Origin of the sequence: Paenarthrobacter sp. NPDC089307, from assembly GCF_040685055.1 — a bacterium.
In the GTDB taxonomy this organism is placed as follows: domain Bacteria; phylum Actinomycetota; class Actinomycetes; order Actinomycetales; family Micrococcaceae; genus Arthrobacter.
Map to the genome: position 1 here is coordinate 432,674 of NZ_JBFBHE010000005.1, position 21,545 is coordinate 454,218.

Sequence of the window (21,545 nt, forward strand, 5' to 3'; positions counted from 1 at the left end):
CTTGTATGCATGGGGCATGATCACAACCACTCGCACGGCGTCACTGCAACCGGCAAGCACCGGAAACGCCTGATAGCCGTCCTGGGCATCACCTTGGCCGTGGTGGGCATCCAGGTGATCGGCGCCGTCGTCTCGGGTTCGCTGGCTCTGTTGGCTGATGCCGGACATATGCTCTCCGACGCCGCAGGCGTTTTCATTGCACTCATGGCAGCATGGATCGCCACCCGTCCTGCCAGTGACCAGCGGACCTACGGCTACCAGCGGGCAGAGGTCCTGGCCGCCTTGGCCAATGCGTTGATTCTCATCGTGATCGCTGTCGTGATCATGATCGAAGCTATCCGGCGCTTCGGCGAAACCACCGAGATCCACACTGATGTGATGCTCTGGGCAGCCATCCTGGGGGCCGTGGCCAACCTTGTTTCGCTGCTGATCCTGCAGGGCGCCCAAAAGGAAAGCCTCAATGTCCGGGGCGCCTATCTTGAGGTCCTGGGCGACCTTCTGGGCTCGATCGCCGTCATTGTGGCTGCGATCGTCATCATGACCACCGGGTTCTCAGCGGCCGACCCCATTGCCTCCGTCCTGATCGCCCTGATGATCATTCCGCGGGCTTGGCATCTGCTCCGCGACGTGGTGGACGTGCTCCTTGAGGCCACTCCCAAGGGCGTGGACGTGAACATGATCCGCGAGCACATCATGGCTGTTGACGGGGTGGTGGAAGCCCATGACATCCACATCTGGACCATCACTTCAGGGGTACCTGTTTTCTCGGCCCATGTGGTGGTGGAAGACGAGGTCCTCAATGCCAGCGGGGCGGACAGCATCCTGGACCAGTTGGGCTCCTGCCTTGGACGGCATTTCGACACTGAGCACTGCACGTTCCAGTTGGAGCCCGTCAGCCACTCCGAGCACGAGTCACACCAGCATGCCTAAGGGGCCACGCCTTCCCGGCTTTCAGTGCTGACCGTCCCGGCCGCCCCATCCACTGTGATGAGCTGGCCGGTAGTTAGCCGGGTGGTGGCGTCCGGGACTCCGACCACGGCAGGGATCCCGTACTCACGCGCCACCACGGCGCCATGCGAGTTGGGTCCGCCCATCTCCATGACCAGGCCTCCGGCCGTGAGGAACAGAGGCGTCCACCCTGGGTCCGTGGACGGGGCCACGAGGATCTCGCCGGGTTCCAAATGGGCTCCCACAGGGTCCATGATGACCCGCGCAGCCGCGGTCACCAGACCTGTCGACGCCGGGCTTCCGGACAGGGTGCCCGGGCGTTGTCCCGCGTTGGCCGCGACTGTCGCCTCAGGTTCCGTGCCATCGGACAACAGCATCCGGGGAATGTGCCTGCGCCGCAGTTCCTGTTCGTAAGCGGCCCTGTGTCCGGCTACGGCGTCACGCAGATCCGCGCCGGCCAACCCATTTTCCACCGCATCCAAGTCCAGGAAGAAGACGTCCTCCGGTTGCTCGATCCGTTGTGATGCTGCCAGTTCTGTCCCGACCAGCAGCAACTGCTCCCGTGCCGCGGCCAGTCCCAGCACGAGGTTGTACTTGGGCAGCTCGCGCAAGCCGGCGAACCTCCGGGTCCGGTCCAAGGCCGTGCGCACTACTACCGCATGGAGTGGGCTGATGGCCCGGGCGCGAGCGATGAACCTTGCCACCTGTTCGTCGGCTTCGTCGGCCGCCTTGCGAAACTGCTGGTTGGGGTCGCCGGCTCCGGGCTGCAGCCTCAGATAGTTGGCGAGAACTCCGAAGATGTGGGTGGGATCGTCCGCCCAGCGCGGCATGCCAAGGTCAATCTCAGCAACGGCACGGTGCCCGAACGTGCCGAGGAACGCGGCCACCCCGGACTGCGCGGCCGCAGGCAATTCGCCGTCCCGATACCGTTCCGCGAGCGTTTCCGCCGTCTGGCCCTCCATGGAGGCAACGGCGTCGGGAACTTCGCGGATCTGCGAGGCCAACTGCCACAGAGCGAGGTCCATCTCCGTGGTGACGTTGTTTGGCAGCCCGCGGATCACGGTCTGAAGTTCGTCGTACGATGCCTGCTCGCCAAGCATGCGGCCCACGAGTGCCAGCAGCGCAAAACCGAGGACCGGAAGCGGCAACACCTGCGGCACCGCGGCAAAGAGTTCCTCGCCAAGAATTCTCTGGACGTGGACTATCTGCTGATGGGGGGTGGCTTGCGCAGGGACGGTGATGGCTTTCCGGAGGTCCGCGCTGAGCCGCTCTACCCGCCGCAGGGCGGCATCCGGGCGGAACAAGCCCCGGAACAGTTGCTCGGGAACGCGGTACTTGGCGGCCACGGGAGCCACGTGACGGATGAGTTTCAGTGGCGTCTTGTTGGTCACCGTGAAGCGGGGGTCGTCGAACAAGCCCCGCATCAACATTGCGGACCGGGCTTCCATGATGTCAAAGACCCGTGGCACGATCTTCCGGCCGACCCTGCTGCGCAGCACCGACGTCAGATCGAAGAAGATGCGCTGGCCCGCCTCATAGTAGGGCGGCGGCCCCGACCGGGGATCCGGGACGGCGAAACCCGCGGTTCGCGCAACACACGAGGCTATGAGCCGGATTCCGGCCAGGCCCATGGGCGTCAGCGGCCGCGTGAGGCCCTGCGCGAGGCTGAAGTTCAAGAAGGCATGGACGCCCGGAGACGGAGGTATGCGTGTGGTTTGCGGGTAGAGGGTGGTGATGGGCCGGGCCTGGGTCAGCCACAGTGTTCCGTCGGCGTCCAGTGCCCACTCGGTGTCCTGTGGAGCCCCATAGTGCTTCTCCACCAAACGGCCCAGTGCCGCCAGCTCCCTGATCTGCTGGTCATTGAGGCAGGGTTGGATCCCTGTATCCCCGCGCTCGTCCTGGTGGGAAGGTTCTATCCGTTGCGTGCCGCCACCCGGCAGCGACCGGATCTCCACCTTCCGGTCGCCCAAGGTGCGTTTGACGATTGCGCCGCTGGCCAAGTCCACAACGTACTGATCCGGATTCACGGCGCCGGACACCACGGCTTCCCCCAAACCCGGGCTCGCATCGATCACGGCTTCAGACCTTGTGCCCGTCACAGGATTGGCCGTAAACATGACTCCTGCAGCTACGGAATCCACCATCACCTGGATGACGACAGCCAAAGCCGCGGACGCGTGGTCGATGCCGTTGGTTGCCCGGTACGTCACCGCACGGTCAGTCCAAAGGGAAGCCCAGCAGCGGCCTACGGCATCCAGGACGTGTTCGGCGCCCACCACGTTCAGGAAGGTGTCCTGCTGGCCGGCGAAGCTGGCGAAAGGCAGGTCTTCGGCTGTTGCCGAGGACCTGACCGCGACCGGAACGTCGTCCCCCAGCGCCTCATAGGCGGACCGTGCCGCTTCTGCGATGTCGGGTGGGAGGCCGGCGTCGAGCACCAGCGAACGCGCCTGCGCGGCGAGCCGGTTCAGCACGTCCAGGTCAGCTGTGTCGGTCGACTCCAAGACCTCGCAGACCCCATCAAGGCCACTGGTGGACAATGCACGCCGGTAGGCATCCGTCGTCAGGCAGAAGCCTGGGGGCACAGGCAATCCGGCGCTGGCCAGCTCGCCCAGGTTGGCAGCTTTGCCACCAACCTGGGGAAGCATGTGCCCCCGGATGTCCGTGAGGTCCAGCGTGAACACCGGTGGCCCGTTTCCTACGCCGCGCCGAGCATCGGCCCAAACTTATCGCGATCGGCCAGCCGCGGGTCCTCCCGGTCGGGAACAACCAGCACCGGCCCCTTGGCGTGGTGCAGGACGCCGTCCGAGGTGGAGCCCAACAGCATGCCCGCAAATCCACCGCGGCCCCGCGTGCCCAGGACCACCAATTCCACGCTGCGGCTCGTTTCCACCAGAACGTCAACAGGAGAACCATCCCTGAGTTCCGTCTCGATGGCCAGCTGCGGGAAATGGCTCTTCAACCACGCAACGCCAGCTTCGAGCTGAACCTTGATGTCGGCGAACAGAGCGTCCCGGTCCAAGGGGGCAGGCACCCAGGCAAGCGAACCGCTGTACTGCGGCACAGCACAAATAACGCGGAGCTTGGCACCCATGCGTTGGGCCTGCTCAGCTGCTTCGAGCACGGCAACACGCGCCTGCTCTGAGCCGTCGACGCCCACGGCGACCACGTTTTCCACGACACGGGGGCCGGATTTGGCGTGCTCCGCCTTGATGTGCCTGTCCTCGGTGTTCTCGCCAAGGCGATCGGCACAGTACAGCGGAACCGTAACTGTGGGGCACTTGGCGTGGGCGGGCAAGGCGCTGCTGACTGATCCGAGCAACCGGCCCACAAATCCACCACGGCCACGGCTGCCGAACACCAGGAGCGCGGCTTCCGCGGAAAGATCCAGCAGTACACCCGCGGCGTCACCGTTCTCGACGGAAGCATCGACGTCGATGGAATACTTGGAGACCTTGTCCATGGCCTGCTGGACAATGGCTTCTGCGCCCTCGCGGATGACCGAATCGTCCACGGTTGCGTAGCCGCCATCCAGTCCGGACGCGGCAAAAATGGGAACCGAGTAGGCCGTGACGATGTGCAGCGGAAGCTGCCTGCGTTCTGCCTCCCGCGCGGCCCACACCAAGGCGCACTGCCCGTGTTCCGAACCGTCCACTCCAACGACGATGCCGCCCGGTTCTACCGTCAGGCCCTCGTCATCCCGTGGCTCTTCACTGTGTCTGCCGTGCTGGTCCATTTGGGGCCCGCCTCTCCACCTACTGCTTGATGTTCCGGCCATTCTGCCAGAGGTTTTCCGCATCGGATTCCCTGGTGGCTCCATTGTCAATGGCCGGGGCCGGAGGAATCTGGAATTTCTCCGTCCAATGCCCACTATTCTCGGTCGACAGGACCGAATCAAGGCGGGGTGGCGCTATGTGCATAACAGTCGGGGCTCGGTTCCCGACGGCGTATCTTGCGCTCCTGATGAACGCACCAAACACGCTGCCGGGAGAGGCTATCCATGGGTGAAAAAGTTCGGTAGTGTTCGAGTCACCGAATGGCCGGTGAACGTGTCCAACAGCACACTCCGGCCATTTATTTGCGGCCGCTTGGGGAACTCGGACGCGATCCCACGCGATGCCACAAGGCACACACGTCAAGGAGGAACCAAGCAGTGTCACACGCGCCTGATTCCGGCACGGAACGCACTACCACCGTGGTCATAGGAGCCGGTTTGTCCGGTTTGGCAGTTGCCAGTGAACTCAGCCGCTACGGCGTGGGCTCCATAGTGGTCGATGGCTTCGGCGCCCTGTCGGCCTCCGGCCCAGCCGTCCATACCGGGATGCTTCAACGCTGCGAGGTCACCGATCCCGCGTCCATCCAGGAACGCAACGAGATTCTCCGCCACCTGCGCAACTACGCCGCCAGCCACCACCTCGACGTCCGCAACACCACAAGGGCCGTCCGCCTGGATTTCCTGGGCGCGGACCCTTCCCAGCACATGGGCTACGGGCTCGCTGCGAGCATGACCCGTAACGGGCCGCACGCCTCCGGTCCCCTTGAATCCACTCCACGCCAGTGGGCTGTCCACACTGCCAACGGACTCCTCCTGGCAGACCACATTGTGGTGACGCGCTGCGCCCAAAGCCAACTGCGCCGGATGCTGGCCGAACTTGGAATCGCCGTGGGACAGAACCTGGCTTCTGCGATGAGGGCGGTGGGAATGCATCTCGTGGGCGTGGGCGAACTCATCACGCCCAGCCCCAAGGAAGTCCTGCGGCAGGCCAAGGCAGTGGGCCAGGCAATCTCCTCCAAGGTGGCCGTTCACGGCGGCCCCGGCATCGCCATCGCCTAACCTGCCAAACCGCGTTCAAAGCCCAAAGGCCGGTGCCTTCGAAGATCCTGTCTTCGGAGACACCGGCCTTTGCGTTGAAGCGTGAGGCTTATGCGCCAGCGCGTACGTAGGTGATGGGACCCGTTGCGGTCAACCAGCTGATCGGGTGGATGCCCGTCTGGTTGCCGTTGATGCCACCGCTGATTGCCTGGCCGTTGCCGATGTAGATGGCAACGTGGCCGGACTGGACGATCATGTCGCCGGGCTGGGGGTCGCTGACAACCTTGCCGTAGTTCAGGAACTGCATGGGTGCGAGGTCGCCCACCGGGATGCCGGCGGAACCGAGGGCCCGCTCAACCATGGCGGTGCAGTCCTGCATGATGCCGATCTGGGCGTAAGCCGAGGCAACCATGGCAGCGTTGACGCCGCCGGCAGCAGGAGCTGCAGCTACCGGAGCGGCAGCGGCCGGGGCAACAGCCGGGGCAGCAACTGCGGCCTGGGCGGCAACAGGAGCCGCAGCAGCAGCGACGGTAGCAGTCTTGGCCACGGGGGCCTCAACAACGGGGGCCGGCTTTTCGATGACCGGAGCTGCGACCGAAGCAACAGCAGGACGCTCGAAGTTGACGGTGGCCGTGGCCAGGGCGGTTACAACCTTGGTGGGAGCCTCGCTGGCGGCGGTCTCGGCGACCGTGGCGGGGCTGGAGTCGCGCTGTACCGGAGCCTCAGCTGCGTGGGCAGCTACGGAGCCGGTCAGGACGAGGCCCGAAGCTGCTGCGATAACGGCTGCCTGGCGGCCTGCGCCGGAAGCGTTGCTGGCAACTGCCTTGGAGATGGAGATGAACGGATTAGGACGTACGCTGTCCGCCTTACGACGGCCGCGAAGAATGCGTGAAGACATGAAAGAGCCTCTCCCGATGCCTGCGAGGTTAGCTGTCGGATTCGGATGGGAGTCACCCGGCCACTATCTCCCGCTGTTCAGCGGAAGCTTCGTGACTTCACCCCAAGGCACGCTCGAAAGCGGCCCAAAATGGGTTCCCCGTCTCTGCCGTAGGTTTGTCTGCGAACGGATTCCGGACTGCGGCAGAGCTAGGCAATCAGGCCGGAAGTGCCCGCTACGTGGAACAGGCACAGGTACCACCGTACGCGATGATCCCGCCGAAGTCACATTTAAGTAACGGGAACGGCCGCTTTGGCGTGTCGCAGTAACCGAACCGAGATATTCGCAGCTACGTAGAAAAGCGCTCTATTCCGCGGAACCAGGGCCGTTTTCATCTTCAGGTGCGGCAAGTTTCCTCCGTGCTGTAACAGCGAGGAAGATCACGAGGGCCACGGCCACGATTGCTATCACCACGATGCTCCACGGGAACGGCTGGGAAGCGTCTGCGGCGGGCGCGCTGCTTCCCGTTCCCGGAGGCGCGGTCCCCACGGACGGCACCGCAGCCGAAGAAGCCGAAGCTGATGGTGAGGCTGCAGCGGAGCCGCTGCCCGCCGTCGTACTTCCGGCGGTGGCCGTGAACTTGAAGGTGCCCTCGATGGGGTGCGAATCGGAGCTGACAACCCGCCAAGTAACGGTGTACTCCCCTGCCGGTGCGCCGGGTCGCAGCTTCTGGACGGCCTGGCTGTCGATGATTTCCACCGGCCCGTCTGCCCAGTTTTCGCCGCCGGACGTTACGGAGACGCCCGATCCAATGGCCAGAGGCCGGTTGTTAAATGTGATGGAGACCGACGCCGGCACTTCAGCCACGGTGGCACCGTTTGCCGGCGCTGTGGATTCGGCGACGTCGTGCGCGGACGCCGGAGCCGCGGAAAACAGCAAGGCGGAGGCGAAGGCAAGGGCGGCGACGACGGCGGCCAGAAGCGGGCGGATGGTGCGCATGGGGCGGTTTCTCCTAGTGTTGGCTTAGTTACAGACTAGGCGAATGGTCCGAAGCCCCCACATTCAACGGCATAGGATTTGAGAGCACACTCCCCCCAAAACCCGGAGACCTTCATGCTTAAACAAGGTTCTGCAGTGGACCGCTACTTCAAGATTTCCGAACGTGGTTCCACGTACTCAAGGGAAATCCGTGGCGGTTTCGCGACATTCTTCGCCATGAGCTACATCGTTGTGCTGAACCCGCTGATCCTCTCGGGCCCCGACTCCAGCGGAGCGTCCCTGGGCTTCACGGCCGTGGCAGCAACCACCGCTTTCGTTGCCGGCATCCTGACCATCCTGATGGGCGCGTGGGCCAAGCACCCCTTCGCGGTGGCCACCGGCCTGGGCGTCAATGCATTCGTCGCAGTCACCGTTGCTTCCCACCCGCAGTTGACGTGGCCGGACATGATGGGCCTGGTGGTCCTCTCCGGCGTCACGATGCTCATCCTGGTGCTGACGGGCTTCCGCACCGCGGTGTTCAAGGCCGTCCCCGAAGCGTTGAAGACCGCGATCGTGGTGGGCATCGGTTTGTTCATCGCCCTGATCGGCCTGGTCAACGCCGGGTTCGTGCGCCGCATCCCGGACGCCGCCGGCACCACCGTTCCGTTGGGCCTGGGCGTCGACGGCAAGCTCATGGGCTGGCCCACGCTGGTCTTCGCCGTTGGCCTGATCCTCACCATCGCGCTGGTGGTGCGCAAGGTCCGCGGTGCCATCCTGATCGGCATTGTGGTCTCCACCGCTCTGGCTGCGATCCTCGAGTTCACACTGCACATCGGGCCGAGCTTCGACGGAAAGAACGTCAACCCCCGCGGCTGGTCGCTGGTGGCTCCCAAGCTGTCCGAATGGGGCGCTCCTGACCTGTCCCTGATCGGCAAGGCCAACCCGTTCGGCGCGTTCGAGCACCTCGGTTTCATTGCCGCCGCCCTGCTGGCTTTCGTGATCCTCCTGAGCATCTTCTTCGACGCCATGGGCACCATGGTGGGCCTGGCCAACGAGGCCGGAACCGTGGACAAGCACGGCAACATCCCCAACGTGGACCGGGTGCTCCAGGTGGACGCCCTGGGCGCGATCGTGGGTGGCGGAGCATCGGTTTCGTCCAACCAGATCTTTGTGGAATCCGGCGCGGGCATCGGTGAAGGTGCGCGCACCGGCCTGGCCTCGATTGTCACCGGCGTCCTCTTCCTCATCGCCATGTTCTTCACGCCGCTGATCAACCTGGTGCCGTTCGAAGCCGTGGCCCCCGCCTTGGTGGTCGTGGGCTTCATGATGGTCTCCCAGGTGGGCAAGATCGACTGGCAGGACTGGGGCGTGGGAATTCCCGCGTTCCTGACCATCGCCCTGATGCCCTTCACGTACTCGATCGCCAACGGCCTTGGCGCCGGCTTCATCTCCTTCGTCCTGATCCGCACGTTCCAGGGCCGTGCCCGCGAGGTCCATCCGCTGATGTGGGCTGTGGCTGCAGCGTTCCTGCTGTTCTTCGGCATTGGAACCGTGGAGGAACTCCTCGGGGTCAAGTAGGCTCATTCCGGTATTTCAGACACTCCGGACCCGGAACTGCTGTTATTGGCAGTCCGGGTCCGGTGTGCTTTAAGCATGGAAACAAGCGCCACCACTGTAGATGTCAGCCCCATGCCTTGGACCGGCCGTTTCGATGGCGACGGCGATGAACACCGCCGCTGGTGGCAGGCAATCACCCCCTACGTGCCCGCGCCGTCCAACGGCGGTCCGCGTCCCGCCGTCGTGCTTGGCTTCTGCAGCGACGCCGGGGTGCTCCGCAACCAGGGCCGCGTTGGCGCCGCCGCGGCGCCGGCCGCCATCCGTGCCGCGCTCGGTCCGCTGGCGTACCACCTGGACCGGGACGTGTTCGACGCCGGCGACGTAGTTGTGGAGGACGACTCACTGGAGGCAGGCCAGGAGCGTGCCGGTCGCGCCATTTCGGAACTGCTCGACGCCGGCAACCTCACCGTGGTGCTCGGCGGCGGCCATGAGACTGCGTTTGCCAGCTACTTGGGCGTTGCCGGCTCCGATGCACTCCGCGGCAAGCGGCTGGGTGTGCTGAACCTTGACGCCCACTTCGACCTGAGGGATGAGCCCACGCCGAGTTCGGGCACGCCGTTCCTGCAGATGGCCCATGCGGAAGCCGCCGCCGGACGCGAACTGCGGTACGCCGTCGTCGGAATTTCGGAACCCAACAACACGCAAACACTTTTTGACACGGCTCAGCGGCTGGGCGTGAAGTACCTGCTCGATGAAGACTGCTCCGCCGAACGGGTGGAAGTGTTTGTGGCCGATTTCCTGGTTGGCATAGACGTCCTCTACCTGACCATCGACCTGGACGTGATGCCGGCTTCAGTGGCGCCCGGAGTGAGCGCACCTGCGGCCTATGGCGTGCCGCTGCCCGTGATCAGTGCCGTGTGCCGCCAGGTTGCAGCCAGCGGGAAACTGGCGCATGTGGACGTCGCCGAGCTGAACCCTGAGTACGACATTGATGCCCGCACCGCCAAGGTTGCGGCACGGTTGGTGAACACGCTCCTCGCGTAGGCTGGCGCCCCTTTCCCGACCGCCTTCCGACGCTTAGCCTGTGTGGAGGGAAGGATAGCGATGCGCGCAGCTCCTGTGCAGGACAAGTGGGCCTGGGCCTCCGGGCTGCTTGCTGTCGGCCTGGGACTGGCAGCCCACATGGTGGCTGGGGGCAGCGCTCCGGCCCTCCCTGTCCTTTTCGGCTTCGGCGCCCTTGGCTGCCTGGCCGCCCAGCTCCTGGCCCGATGGGTTCACGGCCCCTTGATCCTGCTGCTCATGTCCGGTGTGGCGCAGCAGCTGTTGCACTTTGGGTTCGCCGCTTTCGGTGGCTACTTCCCGGGCAACGGGTTGGTGGACCACCTCCATGGCGCTGGGCAGGGCATCATCGATGTTCCGGCCGCAGCGGCGTCCAGCGGGGGTTCGCCGCACATCATGCTTTACACGCACATGGCGGCAGCCATCCTGACCCTTGCGATTGCTGCCGGGGTAACAAAACTGCGCAAGAGCGCGTCTTTGGCGGCAACCAGGAGCAACACCGCGTAGCCCGGCGAAAGGCCGCGTAGTCCTGGGAAAGCTCGCGACACCAACGTTGAACCTGGCCGGCGAGGGCACCTAGTGTCGATTGCACGTGGTGTGCCCGAGAGGCCAGGGAGCTGCCTGCAAAGCAGCGTACGCGGGTTCGAATCCCGCCACCACGTCCATTGCGCCCAGCGCGCCTCGCACCGCCGGCGCCACCCCCATGCCTCCGCGAGATGACAGATAATGCGGGTATTTCGTCCAAACATTGGCGTTAAATGCCATCTCGGCGCAGAGAGACCTGGATCACGCCCTTGCCAGTCATCTTACAAATCCAAGGGCGCCACCGACTATGATTGATGGGTCGCCCTCGCATGCGGCAAGTAATAGGAGGCCCCCAAATGACCCCTGCAATGACTGCAGAACGCGAAATCCGTCTGTCCTTTTCCAGGGCCGACGAGATCCACGACGGACTCGAGCAAGCCGTGGATGCATTGATCAAGAACGCAGCGGCTGATGCCAACTGCGGCATTCTGGTGACCCGGCACGAGCCTGGCACCTACACCGTGGCGCTGGACGAATCCGTTCCCTTCGGTCAGACCCACGAAGTACTCGCTGCCTGATTGCCGCCCCTGACGGCATAACCGGCAGCGAAACAAAAACCGGGGCCCGTTCCCTTCCGCCACTACTACCTGCGGAAGGGAACGGGCCCCGGCTTTTGTTTAAGCTACGCCCGGCGAAGAGTCACGCCGTCGGACTTCATGAACAATTCCTTGCCCTCTTCGGTGACGCCCGTGCCCGAGTGCTCAAGCCACACAACGTTGCCGCTGCTGGAAACTTCCTCGATCCGGCCAGCCGCTATGACGTGGGCGTACTTGACCACTTCCACCGTGTCGCCGGCCTTCAGCGACCTCCAGTCGGAAACCGTTGCCGAGTGAGCGTTTCGCCTGGACAGGACTGCTCCGCGTGCCTTCATTGAACTTCTACCCCTTTGTGGATGTTCTCTGTTGTGTATTGAGTTGTGTGAACGGTTGACCGTCAAGCCCACGACATCTTTGGCGTGGACGTGACGTACACCATAAGTTCTACTACATTTGCCACGCCCCGGTGCCTGCGTTGCGAACAAAGACCGGGGCGTGACAAATCTGCCCATCAAATGAGCGTTTTATTCGACGTCAGGCCAAAATCCCGACGGCGGATTCGGCGGCCGCACGGACAGCACCGGAGCCAACCAAGCGGTCAGCCGCTTCGAGTTCCGGCGACAGGAACCGGTCGGTACCCGGCCCCTGGACCACTTCGCGAAGCACCTCAAGAACTGCCGTGCCGGCAGGTCCCGGGGTGAGTTCGCCGTCGGACATCTGCGTACGCATGTCAATGGCGCGGGCGCTGGTGACAAGCTCGACGGCGAGCACGCGCCGCAGGTTCTCCACGGCCTTGCGCAGCTTCCGGGCAGCGTGCCAGCCCATGGATACGTGGTCTTCCTGCATGGCGGAGCTCGGGATGGAGTCCACGGATGCCGGAACGGCCAGTCGCTTGTTGTCCGAGACCAGGCCGGCCTGCGTGTACTGGGCGATCATGAGGCCGGAGTCGACGCCGGGATCCCCCGCCAGGAACGCCGGGAGGCCGTGTGAACGGGCCGGATCCAGCATGCGGTCCGTGCGGCGCTCGGCTATGGAGCTGAGGTCCGCAACGGCGATGGCCAGGAAGTCCAGGACATAGGCCACGGGGGCGCCGTGGAAGTTGCCGTTGGACGTGACGCGGCCGTCCGGCAGGACCACCGGGTTGTCGATCGCAGCGGCCAGTTCACGGGAGGCGACCAGCGCGGCGTGATCCACGGTGTCGCGGACGGCTCCGGCAACCTGCGGGGCGCAACGCAGCGAGTAAGCGTCCTGGACCTTGGTGTCGTTGACCCGGTGGGAAGCGACGATCGGCGAGTTGGAGAGCACGCGCAGCATGTTGTCCGCGCTGGCGGCCTGACCCGGGTGCGGGCGCAACGCGGCGTGGAGTTCCGGCAGGAACACCTGATCGGTGCCGAGGAGGGCCTCCACGCTGAGCGCCGCGGTGACGTCCGCCGTCGCAAGGAGCAGACGGATGTCGGCGATGGCCATCAGCAGCATCCCGAGCATGCCTTCGGTGCCGTTGACGAGGGCCAGGCCCTCCTTTTCAGCCAGCGTGACGGGCTCGATGCCGTGCTGCGCGAGCAGCTCAGCGACCGTCTGCTTACCGGGTACGCCATAGAGCTCGCCGTCGGGTCCCGTGGCTTCGCCTTCACCCATCAGGACCAAAGCGCAGTGTGACAGGGGCGCGAGGTCGCCCGAGCAGCCCAGGGAGCCGAACTCGCGGACCAACGGGGTGATGCCGGCGTTGAGGACGTCCACCATGGTCTGCAGAACCACCGGACGGACACCCGTGCGGCCGGATGCGAGGGTCTTGGCGCGGAGGAACATGATTCCACGGATGACTTCGCGCTCGACGGCCGGACCCATGCCTGCAGCGTGGCTGCGGATGAGCGACTTCTGCAGCTGCGTGCGGAGGTCGTTGGGGATGTGGCGGTTGGCCAGCGCGCCGAAGCCCGTGGAAATGCCGTAGGCAGGGACGTCGCTGGTGGCCAGGCTGTCGATGTGGGCGCGGACCTTGGCAACGTTGTCCAAGGCTTCCTGGGAAATGGTCACCTTCGCGTCATGGCGTGCGACGGCGACGACGTCTTCCGGGGTTACGCCACTGGAGCCGAGCGTGACGGTGAGTTGTTCGTTCGTTGTAAGAGTCACTTTTGTTGCCTACTTGCTTTCGTTCATGGGGATGCGGACGCCGCGTTCTTTGGCTACTTCGATGGCGCGTTCGTAGCCCGCGTCGGCGTGGCGGATGACGCCCATGCCGGGGTCGTTGGTCAGCAACGCGGTCAGCTTCGCCGCGGCCAGCTCCGTGCCATCAGCCACGGAGACCTGGCCGGTGTGGATCGACCGGCCAATCCCGACACCGCCACCGTGGTGGATGGAAACCCAGGTGGCGCCGGAGGACGCGGCGGTGAGGGCGTTCAGCAGCGGCCAGTCAGCAATCGCGTCCGAACCGTCCTTCATCGACTCAGTCTCCCGGTACGGCGACGCCACCGAACCCGAATCCAGGTGGTCACGGCCGATCACGATCGGGGCCTTGACCTTGCCCTCGGCCACGAGCTTGTTGAACAGCAGCCCGGCCTTGTGGCGTTCGCCGTACCCAAGCCAGCAAATCCGGGCCGGCAGGCCCTCGAACTCCACCCGCTCAGCCGCAGCATCAAGCCACTTGTGCAGGTGCTTGTTCTCCGGGAACAACTCCTTGATCGCCTCATCCGTCACACGGATGTCTTCCGGATCACCCGAGAGCGCCACCCACCGGAACGGGCCAAGACCCTCACAGAACAACGGACGAATATACGCCGGGACGAACCCGGGGAACTCAAACGCCCGGTCGTAACCGCCCTTGCGGGCCTCATCCCGGATGGAGTTGCCGTAATCGAACACCTCAGCCCCGGCGTCCTGGAACTCCACCATCGCCTGGACGTGGCGGGCCATGGACGCCTGCGCTTTCTTGGTGAACCCTTCCGGATCCGCCGCAGCCTCGGTGTGCCACTCTTCCACCGTGATGCCCTCGGGCAGGTAAGACAACGGATCATGCGCGGAGGTCTGGTCCGTGACCACATCAATGGTCAACTCCCCGGCCTTGTGACGGGCCAGCAGCTCCGGGAACACCTCCGCGGCGTTACCCACATACCCCACGGACCAGCCACGACGCTCAGCCTTCGCGGCCTGGACCTTCGCGATCGCCGTATCCAAATCCGTTTCCACCTCGTCCAGGTACCGCTTGCCCACACGGCGGCGCAGACGGGTCTCATCCACATCAACAATCAGGCACGCGCCGTCGTTCAGCGTCACCGCCAACGGCTGCGCACCACCCATGCCACCGCACCCACCGGTCAGGGTCAGCGTCCCCGCCAACGGGCCCTCGGACTCGGTCCCGCCCGCCACCCGGCCCTCTTCAGCGAGCTTCCGCCCCACCGCAGCGAACGTCTCATACGTTCCCTGCAGGATGCCCTGGGTGCCGATGTAAATCCACGACCCCGCAGTCATCTGCCCGTACATGGTCAGGCCCTCGGCCTCGAGGCGGCGGAACTCCGGCCACGTTGCCCAGTCCCCCACCAGGTTCGAGTTAGCCAACAACACCCGCGGCGCCCACTCATTGGTGCGGAACACGCCAACAGGCTTGCCCGACTGGACCAGGAGGGTCTCGTCCTTCTCCATCGTTTCCAGCGTCCGGGTGATGGCGTCGAAAGCGTCCCAGGAACGGACGGCCCGGCCGGTGCCCCCATAGACCACCAGGTCATCAGGACGCTCAGCAACCTCAGGATCCAGATTGTTCATCAACATGCGCAACGGCGCTTCGGTCTGCCACGACTTGGCAGTGAGCTCCGTACCACGGGCAGCTTTGACCGGACGGGCTCCAGTAGTGAAATCGGCGGGTGCCATGATGGCTCCTTCGTCTTGGTGAAGTGTGTACTGAAAAGATCTTCTGCTTCTACTAAAGCCCCTTTATCAAGCGGCCGGAACGCCTTTTTGATCGGTCCTGTCCGGGATTACAGACATCCCCAACCTCTCGCTTTCACGCCCCAATGCGAGGATGCTGGACCCATGGCAACGTATCGAGTGTCCACGTTGGTAGCGGCCCCGCCTGAACGTGTTTTCGACGCCTGGACGGACCCTGACCGCTTTACGGAATGGATCGGCGGAGTCACACGAGTGACCGACCGTACCGGTTCGGCCGGCCAAACCGGCGGCCGCTACACCGTCTGGTTCGGACGGATGGCGAGCCCTACCGAGGTCATTTCAGCCGAACGCCCCAAGCACCTGCGCACGCGGTTTGGCAACGCAATCCTCAAGGGGGAATCCGATGTCACCTTCACTCCGGAAGGCAGTGGCACGCGAATCCAGCAAGTGTTCGAAACCCGCGGGCTCGTAGCTGCAGTGGTGGGTCGGGTCTTTGCCATGGGATCGTACCGTGGCAGCTTCCGGGGCGAATTGGAAACCTTCCGCGCCATGGTCGAACGCGACTCCCCAGGAGCGGGCGGCGGTAACGGACGCCCGTAAGGTGCGTCAGCCCGCCGTCGGACGGCCGTGTATGCGGACGGACAGTTCGTCCGCCGCCTTCCGGATGCGCGTCGCCAGTACCGGCCATTGCTCAGCCGGCACTTTGTCCTCCAGGAACGTGACGGCAACAGCCGCCGTCGGCCATCCAACGTGGTCCGTTACGGCGACGGCGATGGAGCCGAATCCGGGCGTAATTTCACCGTTTTCCGTGGCGTAGCCGCGCTGCCGCACCTGGTCCAAATGCGACGACAGCGCGGAGTATTTCATGATGGGAAACTCGACATCGTGCCGCGAAGTGAAGGCGGCGGCGTTCGGGTAAAGGGCGCGGACCTGCGACTTTGGCAAGGCGGCAAGGATCGCCCGGCCGGACGCCGTGAGGTGGCTGGGAAGGCGGACCCCGACGTCGGTCACCAGGCTGGGGCGGTTCTTGGCGCGCTCCTCCACGATGTAGAGGACATCCCTGCCGTGAAGCACGGCCAGGTGCGCGCTCTCGCCGATCACGTCAACGAGCGAGGCCAGCATCGGCCGGCCCAGGCGGGACAACGGCTCCTGCCGTGAATACGCCGAGCTGAGCTCGAAGGCGCTGATGCCCAGCCCGTAGCGCTGTTCCTCGTGCAGGTGCAGGACGAAGCCGTTCGCTTCCATCACGCCAAGCAGGTGGTAGACGCTGGATCGCGGCAGGCCCAGCGCCGTCGCGATGTTCGACGCCGCCATGGGACCCCGGCGCGATGCCAACAGTTTCAGGATCCGCAGCGTGTTTTCGGCGGCGGGGACTTTGGACGTGGCTTTGCCGGGCGCGGTTGGCGTGGTGGTCATGGTTCCTCGCTGCTGGGGGTCTTGAGGGCGCACCGGACCATGCTGTCCGGTATCCCGTACTCAAGCGTGCACCCTCAGCGAGGCAATGACCAGCAGGCAAGACCGGATAGGTGTCTGGGATCCCGTACGTCTGGAGCCGCTCGCCCTCATGGCCCTAGCTCTTGGCTGGTGCGCCCTTCCGGCGAAGCAGGAGCGTGATGGCTCCGGCCGCCGCCAAGACCAGCGCCACGATGAGCCCGATGGTCCAGCCGTTGATGCCGGTAGACGATGCCGCCAACGGAGCAGCCGCTTCCTGTGATTGGGAGTCCACTGACGTGGAGCCCTTGGCTGCGGATGCCGCCGGAGGCACCGAAATGCTCGGCGCCGCCGACGGTGTTGCGGCTGCGGGCGCAGCTCCCGCTTCGGCCAGTCCGACGGCGGGAGAAGACTCGCGCGGCCACGGAATGACGATCGGGGCTACTCCGGTTGTGGATTCCTGCGATGAATCGACACCGCCAGCCGCAAACGGGGAGTTCCCCGCAGCGGCAGCTTGGCGGGCGGCTTCGGCCTGGCGGGCGGCTTCGGCTTGGCGGGCAGCTTCAGCTTGGCGGGCGGCTTCGGCAGCTGCTTCTGCCGCCTTCGCAGCGTCAGCCGCCTTGCCGGCGTCGACCGTCGCCTGATTCGCCAGCCCGGCGAGTTCGGTGATCATAGCGTCGATGGATGCCACGTGGGTGGCGGTTGCCGTATCCCGGCTCGCGGCGGCGGCCTTTCCTGTGGTCATGAATGCCTGCACGTCTCCGCGGCTGCCATCGAGGGCAACACTGGCGGCCGCGCGGACCTCCGGCGTGGAGTCGAGAGCGAAGGAGGTCTGGATACGGTTGTCCAGAGCCTGGGCCTGGTCAAAGCCGTATTCAAGGAAGTACGCGACCGACGAGTGGTGACCGGACTTCAACGCAGCCTCAGCCGCTTTGGCGACATGTTCACCGCCCAAAGCCATGGCCCGATATGTTTGCTGTCGGCTGCTCTCGAAGGTGTCAGGGTCACTGTCGCTGGCCTTGCGGTAGCCATCCGAAATAAAGGACTTCACGGCGTTGTCGCCACCCGCCAAAGCCGCAGAAGCCGCCTTCCGCACTTCCGGCGTACCCGTGAGCGCGAGGTCCAGCGTGGCTTGGCGGGCGTCGTTGATCAGCGCGTCAAGGTCAACCCCCGGAGCACCCAGCTTGTTGAGCAAATCCGGGATCTCGAGGGCTGCCTTTGCAAAAGCAGCCTTCGCCGGCTGCTGCGACGCCAACTGAGCGTCGTCGACCACCTTCCGCGGTGTGGCTTGGGATGAGAGGAAGTCCCTGTCTGACCCAAGTCGCGAAGAGTCGGCCGTCCTTGCTGCGGCGGCCGTGTTTGTGGCCTGCTCGACGGCGACCTTGGCTCGATCCGCCACCGCTGCACTGCCGACGGGGTTTGCTGCGATGTCCGTTTTGACCTGCTGAAGCAATGTCGAAACCGCCGCTGCTTCTGCGTCGCGGTCGGCAGCAACGAACTGGCCGTATCGGAGGAAGTCAGAAACCACCTCCCTGTCGTCGGTCATCACGGCCGCCTTCGCCGCAGCACGAACGCCAGCTGAAGGAGAATCAAACAATTGGAATGTCGCCTGCCGGTCATCTACTGCAGCGGCACCCCGCCAGCCCTCGAGAACAAATGCCTCGATAGCATCGTCGCCGGCGTCGAGGCTCCTCGCCGCTTGAGTACTGAGGCGGACTTTTTTCGATTCAGTGAAGTAAGTCGCAGCAACTCTGAGATCACCGCGCCACGTCTCGCCCCAGCCTGTGGCAAGGAATTCATCAATTTTCGCCGGGTTGTTCGATGCCAGGATCGTGGCGGCCGACGATCGCACATGGGCGCTCCCCCGAGTCGTCAGCTCGGTGACCAACTGCTTCCGGTCCGCCGCGAGCGCGACGTCCTGGCCGCCGTCGAGAAATGCCTGAAGCGCCTCAGGGCCGCCCACCAGGGCTGCTGCGGCGGCGGCGCGAGTGGCGGGACCGCCGGTCTTCCAGAGCTCAACAACGCCAGCGGCGTCACTCACCCGCTCCACAAACGGCACCGGGGCCTGCGACGCGTTCGGGACCTCGAACTTCGGAATTTCATAGGCTTCGGCCGGAGCGGCAAAGAGCAAGGAAGCCCCGGCCACGACGGCAACAACGGCAGCGGCCCAACGGCGTCGGGTAGCGCGGATTACGGAAATCATGAGTCCCCCAGGTAACAGATGCGAGTCAGCACAGAGTTCAATTGGGGGGCGACGCGAATGCGAGGGATGCCTGACCGTGTTGAAGAGCTGTCCGCGGTCATCATATCCGACTGGGAACTATGACTTTTACCACCCTCCCATCGCCCCAACCCGGAGTGTCTGCGATCAAAGACACCAAAGCTCCGTGAGTCCGATCACAAGGCCGCCAAAAGTGATCTGCTGGATAGCGATCCCCTCCCAAAGACGAGAAGGTTTTACCATGCAACAAACCAAGCTGGCTGCGGAGAGCTCTGTCCTCCAGGCCGCAGGTACGGCGCTCAGCCGAGGCCTCAACGTCCGCCACATCCGCTTCATGGCACTCGGATCCGCGATCGGCACCGGCCTCTTCTACGGCTCCGCCTCCGCTATCCAAAAAGCAGGTCCGGCAGTCCTGCTGGCGTACATCATCGGCGGCGCTGCCGTGTTCATGGTGATGCGCGCCCTCGGCGAAATGGCCGTGCGACACCCAGTGTCCGGGTCCTTCGGCCAATACGCGAGCAGGTACTTGGGACCGTTTGCGGGCTTTGTGACCGGGTGGACCTATGTATTCGAGATGGCGATCGTGGCCATTGCCGACGTCACAGCGTTCAGTATTTACATGGGTTTCTGGTTCCCCCAGGTGGACAGATGGATCTGGGTGCTCGCGATCATCCTGTTCCTGGGTGCAATGAACCTGCTCAGTGTGAAGGTTTTCGGTGAACTGGAGTTCTGGTTCTCACTGATCAAGGTAGTGGCGATTATCGCCATGATCGTCGGTGGCGCAGCGATTGTCGTGTTCGGTTTCCAGACGGGCGACGGCGGTGGCGTGGCACCGGGACTCGGGAACCTGGTGAACCACGGCGGTTTGTTCTCCAACGGTTTCGAAGGGCTTTTGGCCGCGTTCGCCGTCGTGATGTTTGCCTTTGGCGGGATCGAAACGATCGGTATCACCGCAGGCGAAGCCGCCGACCCCAAGAAGGTCATCCCCCAGGCAGTCAACACTGTGCCCGTGCGCGTACTCCTGTTCTACGTGCTGACCCTGGGCGTGCTGATGAGCATCTTCCCGTGGAACGAGATCGGCAGCAGCGGCAGTCCGTTTGTTCAGATCTTTGACGGCTTGGGGATTCCCGCCGCACCACACATCCTCAACGCCGTGGTGATTACGGCAGCGCTTTCGGCGATCAACAGCGACATCTTCGGAGCCGGGCGCATCCTGTTCGGATTGGCCCAGCAGGGCCATGCACCCAAGAGCTTTGGCAAGATCTCGCGGCACGGCGTTCCGTGGATGACCGTGGTGATGATGGGCTGCATCCTGCTGGTGGGCGTGGTTCTCAATGCGGTGATTCCAGAAGACGTGTTTGTTCTCATTGCGTCCATCGCCACTTTCGCCACAGTGTGGGTTTGGGTGATGATCCTGGCTTCGCACGTTGCAATGAAGCGGGAGATCAAGCTCAAGGGGTTGCCGGCGTCGGAGTTTGGTTCTCCCCTGTGGCCTGCCGCTTCGATTCTGACCATGGCGTTCATGGCGATGGTCATCGTGATCCTGGGCATCTTCGAGGACACCCGCGTTGCACTGTACGTGGGCGGTACCTGGCTGGTCCTGCTGTTTGTGGCCTACAAATTGTGGGTCCGTGGTGGTGGCCTGCGCCGGGCGGAACTGGTGGACGAAACGGCCTGACACCCTTCGCCGAAGTGACAGTTAATGCCAATGTTCCCGCGGAACATTGGCATTAACTGTCAACTCGCGGGCTTGGGGTCAGAGGGAGGCCGCGGCCGAGCGCACGGCTTCCGACAACGACGTCGACGGGCGGCCGATCAGCTTCCCGAGGTCGCCGCTGGTGACCAGCAGGTCACCGCGCGCAATGCCCAGATCGGTGTCGGCAAGGATCTGCGCGAAGCCCTCCGGAATGCCTGCGCTCGTCAGCAGAGCAGCGTACTGATCTACCGGGAGGTCCTTGTATTCGATGGCCTTGCCGGACGCGGCGCTGATTTCGGCGGCAAGCTCATCGAGGGTGAACGCCTCGTCCCCGCCGAGTTCGTAGATCTTGCCGCCTTGGTCCTCGGCCAGCAGGACAGCGGCTGCAGCGTGAGCGTAATCCGCCCGGGAGGCTCCGCTGACCCGGCCATTCCCGGCGCTGCCCGCCAAAGCTCCCTGCGCCAACGTTCCAGGCAACTGCTCGGTGTAGTTCTCCAGGTACCAGCTGTTGCGAAGGAGGGCGAAGGGAACGCCGGATTCCTTGAGGATGGCCTCCGTTGCCTGGTGCTCGGCGGCCAGCTTCATGCCGGTTGTGTCAGCGTTGGCAACGCTGGTGTAGGCCAGAAGCTCGACGCCTTCAGCTTTTGCCGCCTCGATCACGTTGCGGTGCTGCTCGACGCGCTGGCCCACGGCGCTGCCCGAAATGAGCAGAACCTTGGTGGCACCACGAAGCGCTTCGGCAACCGAGGCGGCGTCGTCGTAATCCATGGCAACGGTGCGGACGCCCCGTGCAACGAAATCGGACAGCTTTTCAAGGGAGCGGCCGGCGGCAACAATGCTGTCAGCGGGGACGCCGCGCTCCAGGAGTGCCTCAATGACGTGGCGGCCCAACTGGCCTGTTGCTCCGGTGATGACGATGCTCATTAGTGCTTCCTTTCGAGGAATGTTGTATCCGGTCACTGAGGTCAACC

Annotated in this window: 18 protein-coding genes, 1 tRNA gene and 1 riboswitch; of the genes, 9 read left to right on the forward strand and 10 right to left on the reverse strand. The window is 64.3% G+C overall.

What is annotated here, in order from left to right; genetic code table 11:
• The first annotated feature begins 9 nt into the window (after positions 1-9).
• A complete protein-coding gene (locus tag AB0N72_RS14905; RefSeq protein ID WP_363931143.1) occupies positions 10-930 on the forward strand; it encodes a cation diffusion facilitator family transporter in 921 nt (306 codons plus the stop codon).
• On the opposite strand, the gene AB0N72_RS14910 is transcribed toward AB0N72_RS14905, so the two are convergent.
• Positions 927-3,629, reverse strand: a complete 2,703-nt coding sequence (locus tag AB0N72_RS14910) for a PEP/pyruvate-binding domain-containing protein (protein WP_363931144.1) — start codon at positions 3,627-3,629, stop codon at positions 927-929. The genes AB0N72_RS14905 and AB0N72_RS14910 overlap by 4 nt on opposite strands.
• Positions 3,630-3,643: 14 nt before the next feature.
• On the reverse strand, positions 3,644-4,681 hold the full coding sequence (locus tag AB0N72_RS14915; protein WP_363931145.1) for a universal stress protein: 1,038 nt from the start codon (positions 4,679-4,681) through the stop codon (positions 3,644-3,646).
• 417 nt (positions 4,682-5,098) lie between these two features.
• Here AB0N72_RS14915 and AB0N72_RS14920 point away from each other — a divergent pair, with 417 nt between their 5' ends.
• On the forward strand, positions 5,099-5,779 hold the full coding sequence (locus AB0N72_RS14920) for an FAD-binding protein (protein ID WP_363931146.1): 681 nt from the start codon (positions 5,099-5,101) through the stop codon (positions 5,777-5,779).
• A gap of 88 nt (positions 5,780-5,867) precedes the next feature.
• Here the strand turns inward: AB0N72_RS14920 and AB0N72_RS14925 are convergent, their stop codons facing one another.
• Both AB0N72_RS14925 and AB0N72_RS14930 read right to left on the reverse strand, forming a co-directional pair.
• Entirely contained in the window at positions 5,868-6,656 is a 789-nt protein-coding gene (locus AB0N72_RS14925) for an NlpC/P60 family protein (RefSeq protein WP_363931147.1), read from the reverse strand.
• Positions 6,657-6,659: 3 nt separating this feature from the next.
• Positions 6,660-6,851, reverse strand: a riboswitch (cyclic di-AMP (ydaO/yuaA leader).
• 150 nt (positions 6,852-7,001) lie between these two features.
• Complete coding sequence (locus AB0N72_RS14930) at positions 7,002-7,634, reverse strand: copper resistance CopC family protein (protein ID WP_363931148.1); 633 nt, start codon at positions 7,632-7,634, stop codon at positions 7,002-7,004.
• A gap of 114 nt (positions 7,635-7,748) precedes the next feature.
• On the opposite strand from AB0N72_RS14930, the gene AB0N72_RS14935 reads away from it, so the two are divergent.
• From AB0N72_RS14935 to AB0N72_RS14955, 5 genes are all read left to right on the forward strand, one after another.
• The gene (locus tag AB0N72_RS14935; protein ID WP_363931149.1) at positions 7,749-9,191 is read left to right on the forward strand and encodes an NCS2 family permease; all 1,443 of its coding nucleotides are present in this window, start codon (positions 7,749-7,751) and stop codon (positions 9,189-9,191) included.
• A 75-nt stretch (positions 9,192-9,266) separates the two neighbouring features.
• The gene (gene hutG, locus AB0N72_RS14940; RefSeq protein ID WP_363931150.1) at positions 9,267-10,214 is read left to right on the forward strand and encodes a formimidoylglutamase; all 948 of its coding nucleotides are present in this window, start codon (positions 9,267-9,269) and stop codon (positions 10,212-10,214) included.
• 60 nt (positions 10,215-10,274) lie between these two features.
• Positions 10,275-10,736 (forward strand): hypothetical protein, encoded by a 462-nt coding sequence (locus AB0N72_RS14945; RefSeq protein ID WP_363931151.1) that lies wholly within the window; start codon positions 10,275-10,277, stop codon positions 10,734-10,736.
• 84 nt (positions 10,737-10,820) lie between these two features.
• Positions 10,821-10,894 (forward strand) — tRNA-Cys (locus tag AB0N72_RS14950).
• A 216-nt stretch (positions 10,895-11,110) separates the two neighbouring features.
• Positions 11,111-11,332, forward strand: a complete 222-nt coding sequence (locus AB0N72_RS14955; protein WP_018780282.1) for a hypothetical protein — start codon at positions 11,111-11,113, stop codon at positions 11,330-11,332.
• 104 nt (positions 11,333-11,436) lie between these two features.
• Here the strand turns inward: AB0N72_RS14955 and AB0N72_RS14960 are convergent, their stop codons facing one another.
• From AB0N72_RS14960 to AB0N72_RS14970, 3 genes are all read right to left on the reverse strand, one after another.
• The gene (locus tag AB0N72_RS14960; RefSeq protein ID WP_363931152.1) at positions 11,437-11,685 is read right to left on the reverse strand and encodes a hypothetical protein; all 249 of its coding nucleotides are present in this window, start codon (positions 11,683-11,685) and stop codon (positions 11,437-11,439) included.
• Positions 11,686-11,884: 199 nt separating this feature from the next.
• Positions 11,885-13,477, reverse strand: a complete 1,593-nt coding sequence (hutH, locus tag AB0N72_RS14965) for a histidine ammonia-lyase (RefSeq protein WP_363931153.1) — start codon at positions 13,475-13,477, stop codon at positions 11,885-11,887.
• A 9-nt stretch (positions 13,478-13,486) separates the two neighbouring features.
• Positions 13,487-15,208: a urocanate hydratase gene (locus AB0N72_RS14970; RefSeq protein WP_363931154.1), complete on the reverse strand. Its 1,722-nt coding sequence runs from the start codon at positions 15,206-15,208 to the stop codon at positions 13,487-13,489.
• Between the two features lie 162 nt (positions 15,209-15,370).
• On the opposite strand from AB0N72_RS14970, the gene AB0N72_RS14975 reads away from it, so the two are divergent.
• The gene (locus tag AB0N72_RS14975) at positions 15,371-15,826 is read left to right on the forward strand and encodes an SRPBCC domain-containing protein (protein ID WP_363931155.1); all 456 of its coding nucleotides are present in this window, start codon (positions 15,371-15,373) and stop codon (positions 15,824-15,826) included.
• A gap of 6 nt (positions 15,827-15,832) precedes the next feature.
• Here AB0N72_RS14975 and AB0N72_RS14980 read toward each other — a convergent pair whose 3' ends face one another.
• The gene (locus AB0N72_RS14980; protein ID WP_363931156.1) at positions 15,833-16,642 is read right to left on the reverse strand and encodes an IclR family transcriptional regulator; all 810 of its coding nucleotides are present in this window, start codon (positions 16,640-16,642) and stop codon (positions 15,833-15,835) included.
• Between the two features lie 154 nt (positions 16,643-16,796).
• Positions 16,797-18,860, reverse strand: a complete 2,064-nt coding sequence (locus AB0N72_RS14985; RefSeq protein ID WP_363931157.1) for an ALF repeat-containing protein — start codon at positions 18,858-18,860, stop codon at positions 16,797-16,799.
• A gap of 259 nt (positions 18,861-19,119) precedes the next feature.
• Here AB0N72_RS14985 and AB0N72_RS14990 point away from each other — a divergent pair, with 259 nt between their 5' ends.
• The gene (locus tag AB0N72_RS14990) at positions 19,120-20,556 is read left to right on the forward strand and encodes an amino acid permease (RefSeq protein ID WP_363931158.1); all 1,437 of its coding nucleotides are present in this window, start codon (positions 19,120-19,122) and stop codon (positions 20,554-20,556) included.
• A gap of 78 nt (positions 20,557-20,634) precedes the next feature.
• Here AB0N72_RS14990 and AB0N72_RS14995 read toward each other — a convergent pair whose 3' ends face one another.
• Positions 20,635-21,498 (reverse strand): SDR family oxidoreductase, encoded by an 864-nt coding sequence (locus AB0N72_RS14995; RefSeq protein WP_363931159.1) that lies wholly within the window; start codon positions 21,496-21,498, stop codon positions 20,635-20,637.
• Positions 21,499-21,545 lie beyond the last annotated feature (47 nt).

Excerpts from the sequence above, each read along its gene's own strand:
- AB0N72_RS14905 (WP_363931143.1), top strand. The coding sequence starts at position 10 with ATGGGGCATGATCACAACCACTCGCACGGCGTCACTGCAACCGGCAAG.
- AB0N72_RS14915 (WP_363931145.1), bottom strand. The coding sequence starts at position 4,681 with ATGGACCAGCACGGCAGACACAGTGAAGAGCCACGGGATGACGAGGGC.
- AB0N72_RS14925 (WP_363931147.1), bottom strand. The coding sequence starts at position 6,656 with ATGTCTTCACGCATTCTTCGCGGCCGTCGTAAGGCGGACAGCGTACGT.
- AB0N72_RS14930 (WP_363931148.1), bottom strand. The coding sequence starts at position 7,634 with ATGCGCACCATCCGCCCGCTTCTGGCCGCCGTCGTCGCCGCCCTTGCC.
- AB0N72_RS14935 (WP_363931149.1), top strand. The coding sequence starts at position 7,749 with ATGCTTAAACAAGGTTCTGCAGTGGACCGCTACTTCAAGATTTCCGAA.
- hutG (WP_363931150.1), top strand. The coding sequence starts at position 9,267 with ATGGAAACAAGCGCCACCACTGTAGATGTCAGCCCCATGCCTTGGACC.
- AB0N72_RS14945 (WP_363931151.1), top strand. The coding sequence starts at position 10,275 with ATGCGCGCAGCTCCTGTGCAGGACAAGTGGGCCTGGGCCTCCGGGCTG.
- AB0N72_RS14955 (WP_018780282.1), top strand. The coding sequence starts at position 11,111 with ATGACCCCTGCAATGACTGCAGAACGCGAAATCCGTCTGTCCTTTTCC.
- AB0N72_RS14960 (WP_363931152.1), bottom strand. The coding sequence starts at position 11,685 with ATGAAGGCACGCGGAGCAGTCCTGTCCAGGCGAAACGCTCACTCGGCA.
- AB0N72_RS14970 (WP_363931154.1), bottom strand. The coding sequence starts at position 15,208 with ATGGCACCCGCCGATTTCACTACTGGAGCCCGTCCGGTCAAAGCTGCC.
- AB0N72_RS14975 (WP_363931155.1), top strand. The coding sequence starts at position 15,371 with ATGGCAACGTATCGAGTGTCCACGTTGGTAGCGGCCCCGCCTGAACGT.
- AB0N72_RS14980 (WP_363931156.1), bottom strand. The coding sequence starts at position 16,642 with ATGACCACCACGCCAACCGCGCCCGGCAAAGCCACGTCCAAAGTCCCC.
- AB0N72_RS14985 (WP_363931157.1), bottom strand. The coding sequence starts at position 18,860 with ATGATTTCCGTAATCCGCGCTACCCGACGCCGTTGGGCCGCTGCCGTT.
- AB0N72_RS14990 (WP_363931158.1), top strand. The coding sequence starts at position 19,120 with ATGCAACAAACCAAGCTGGCTGCGGAGAGCTCTGTCCTCCAGGCCGCA.
- AB0N72_RS14995 (WP_363931159.1), bottom strand. The coding sequence starts at position 21,498 with ATGAGCATCGTCATCACCGGAGCAACAGGCCAGTTGGGCCGCCACGTC.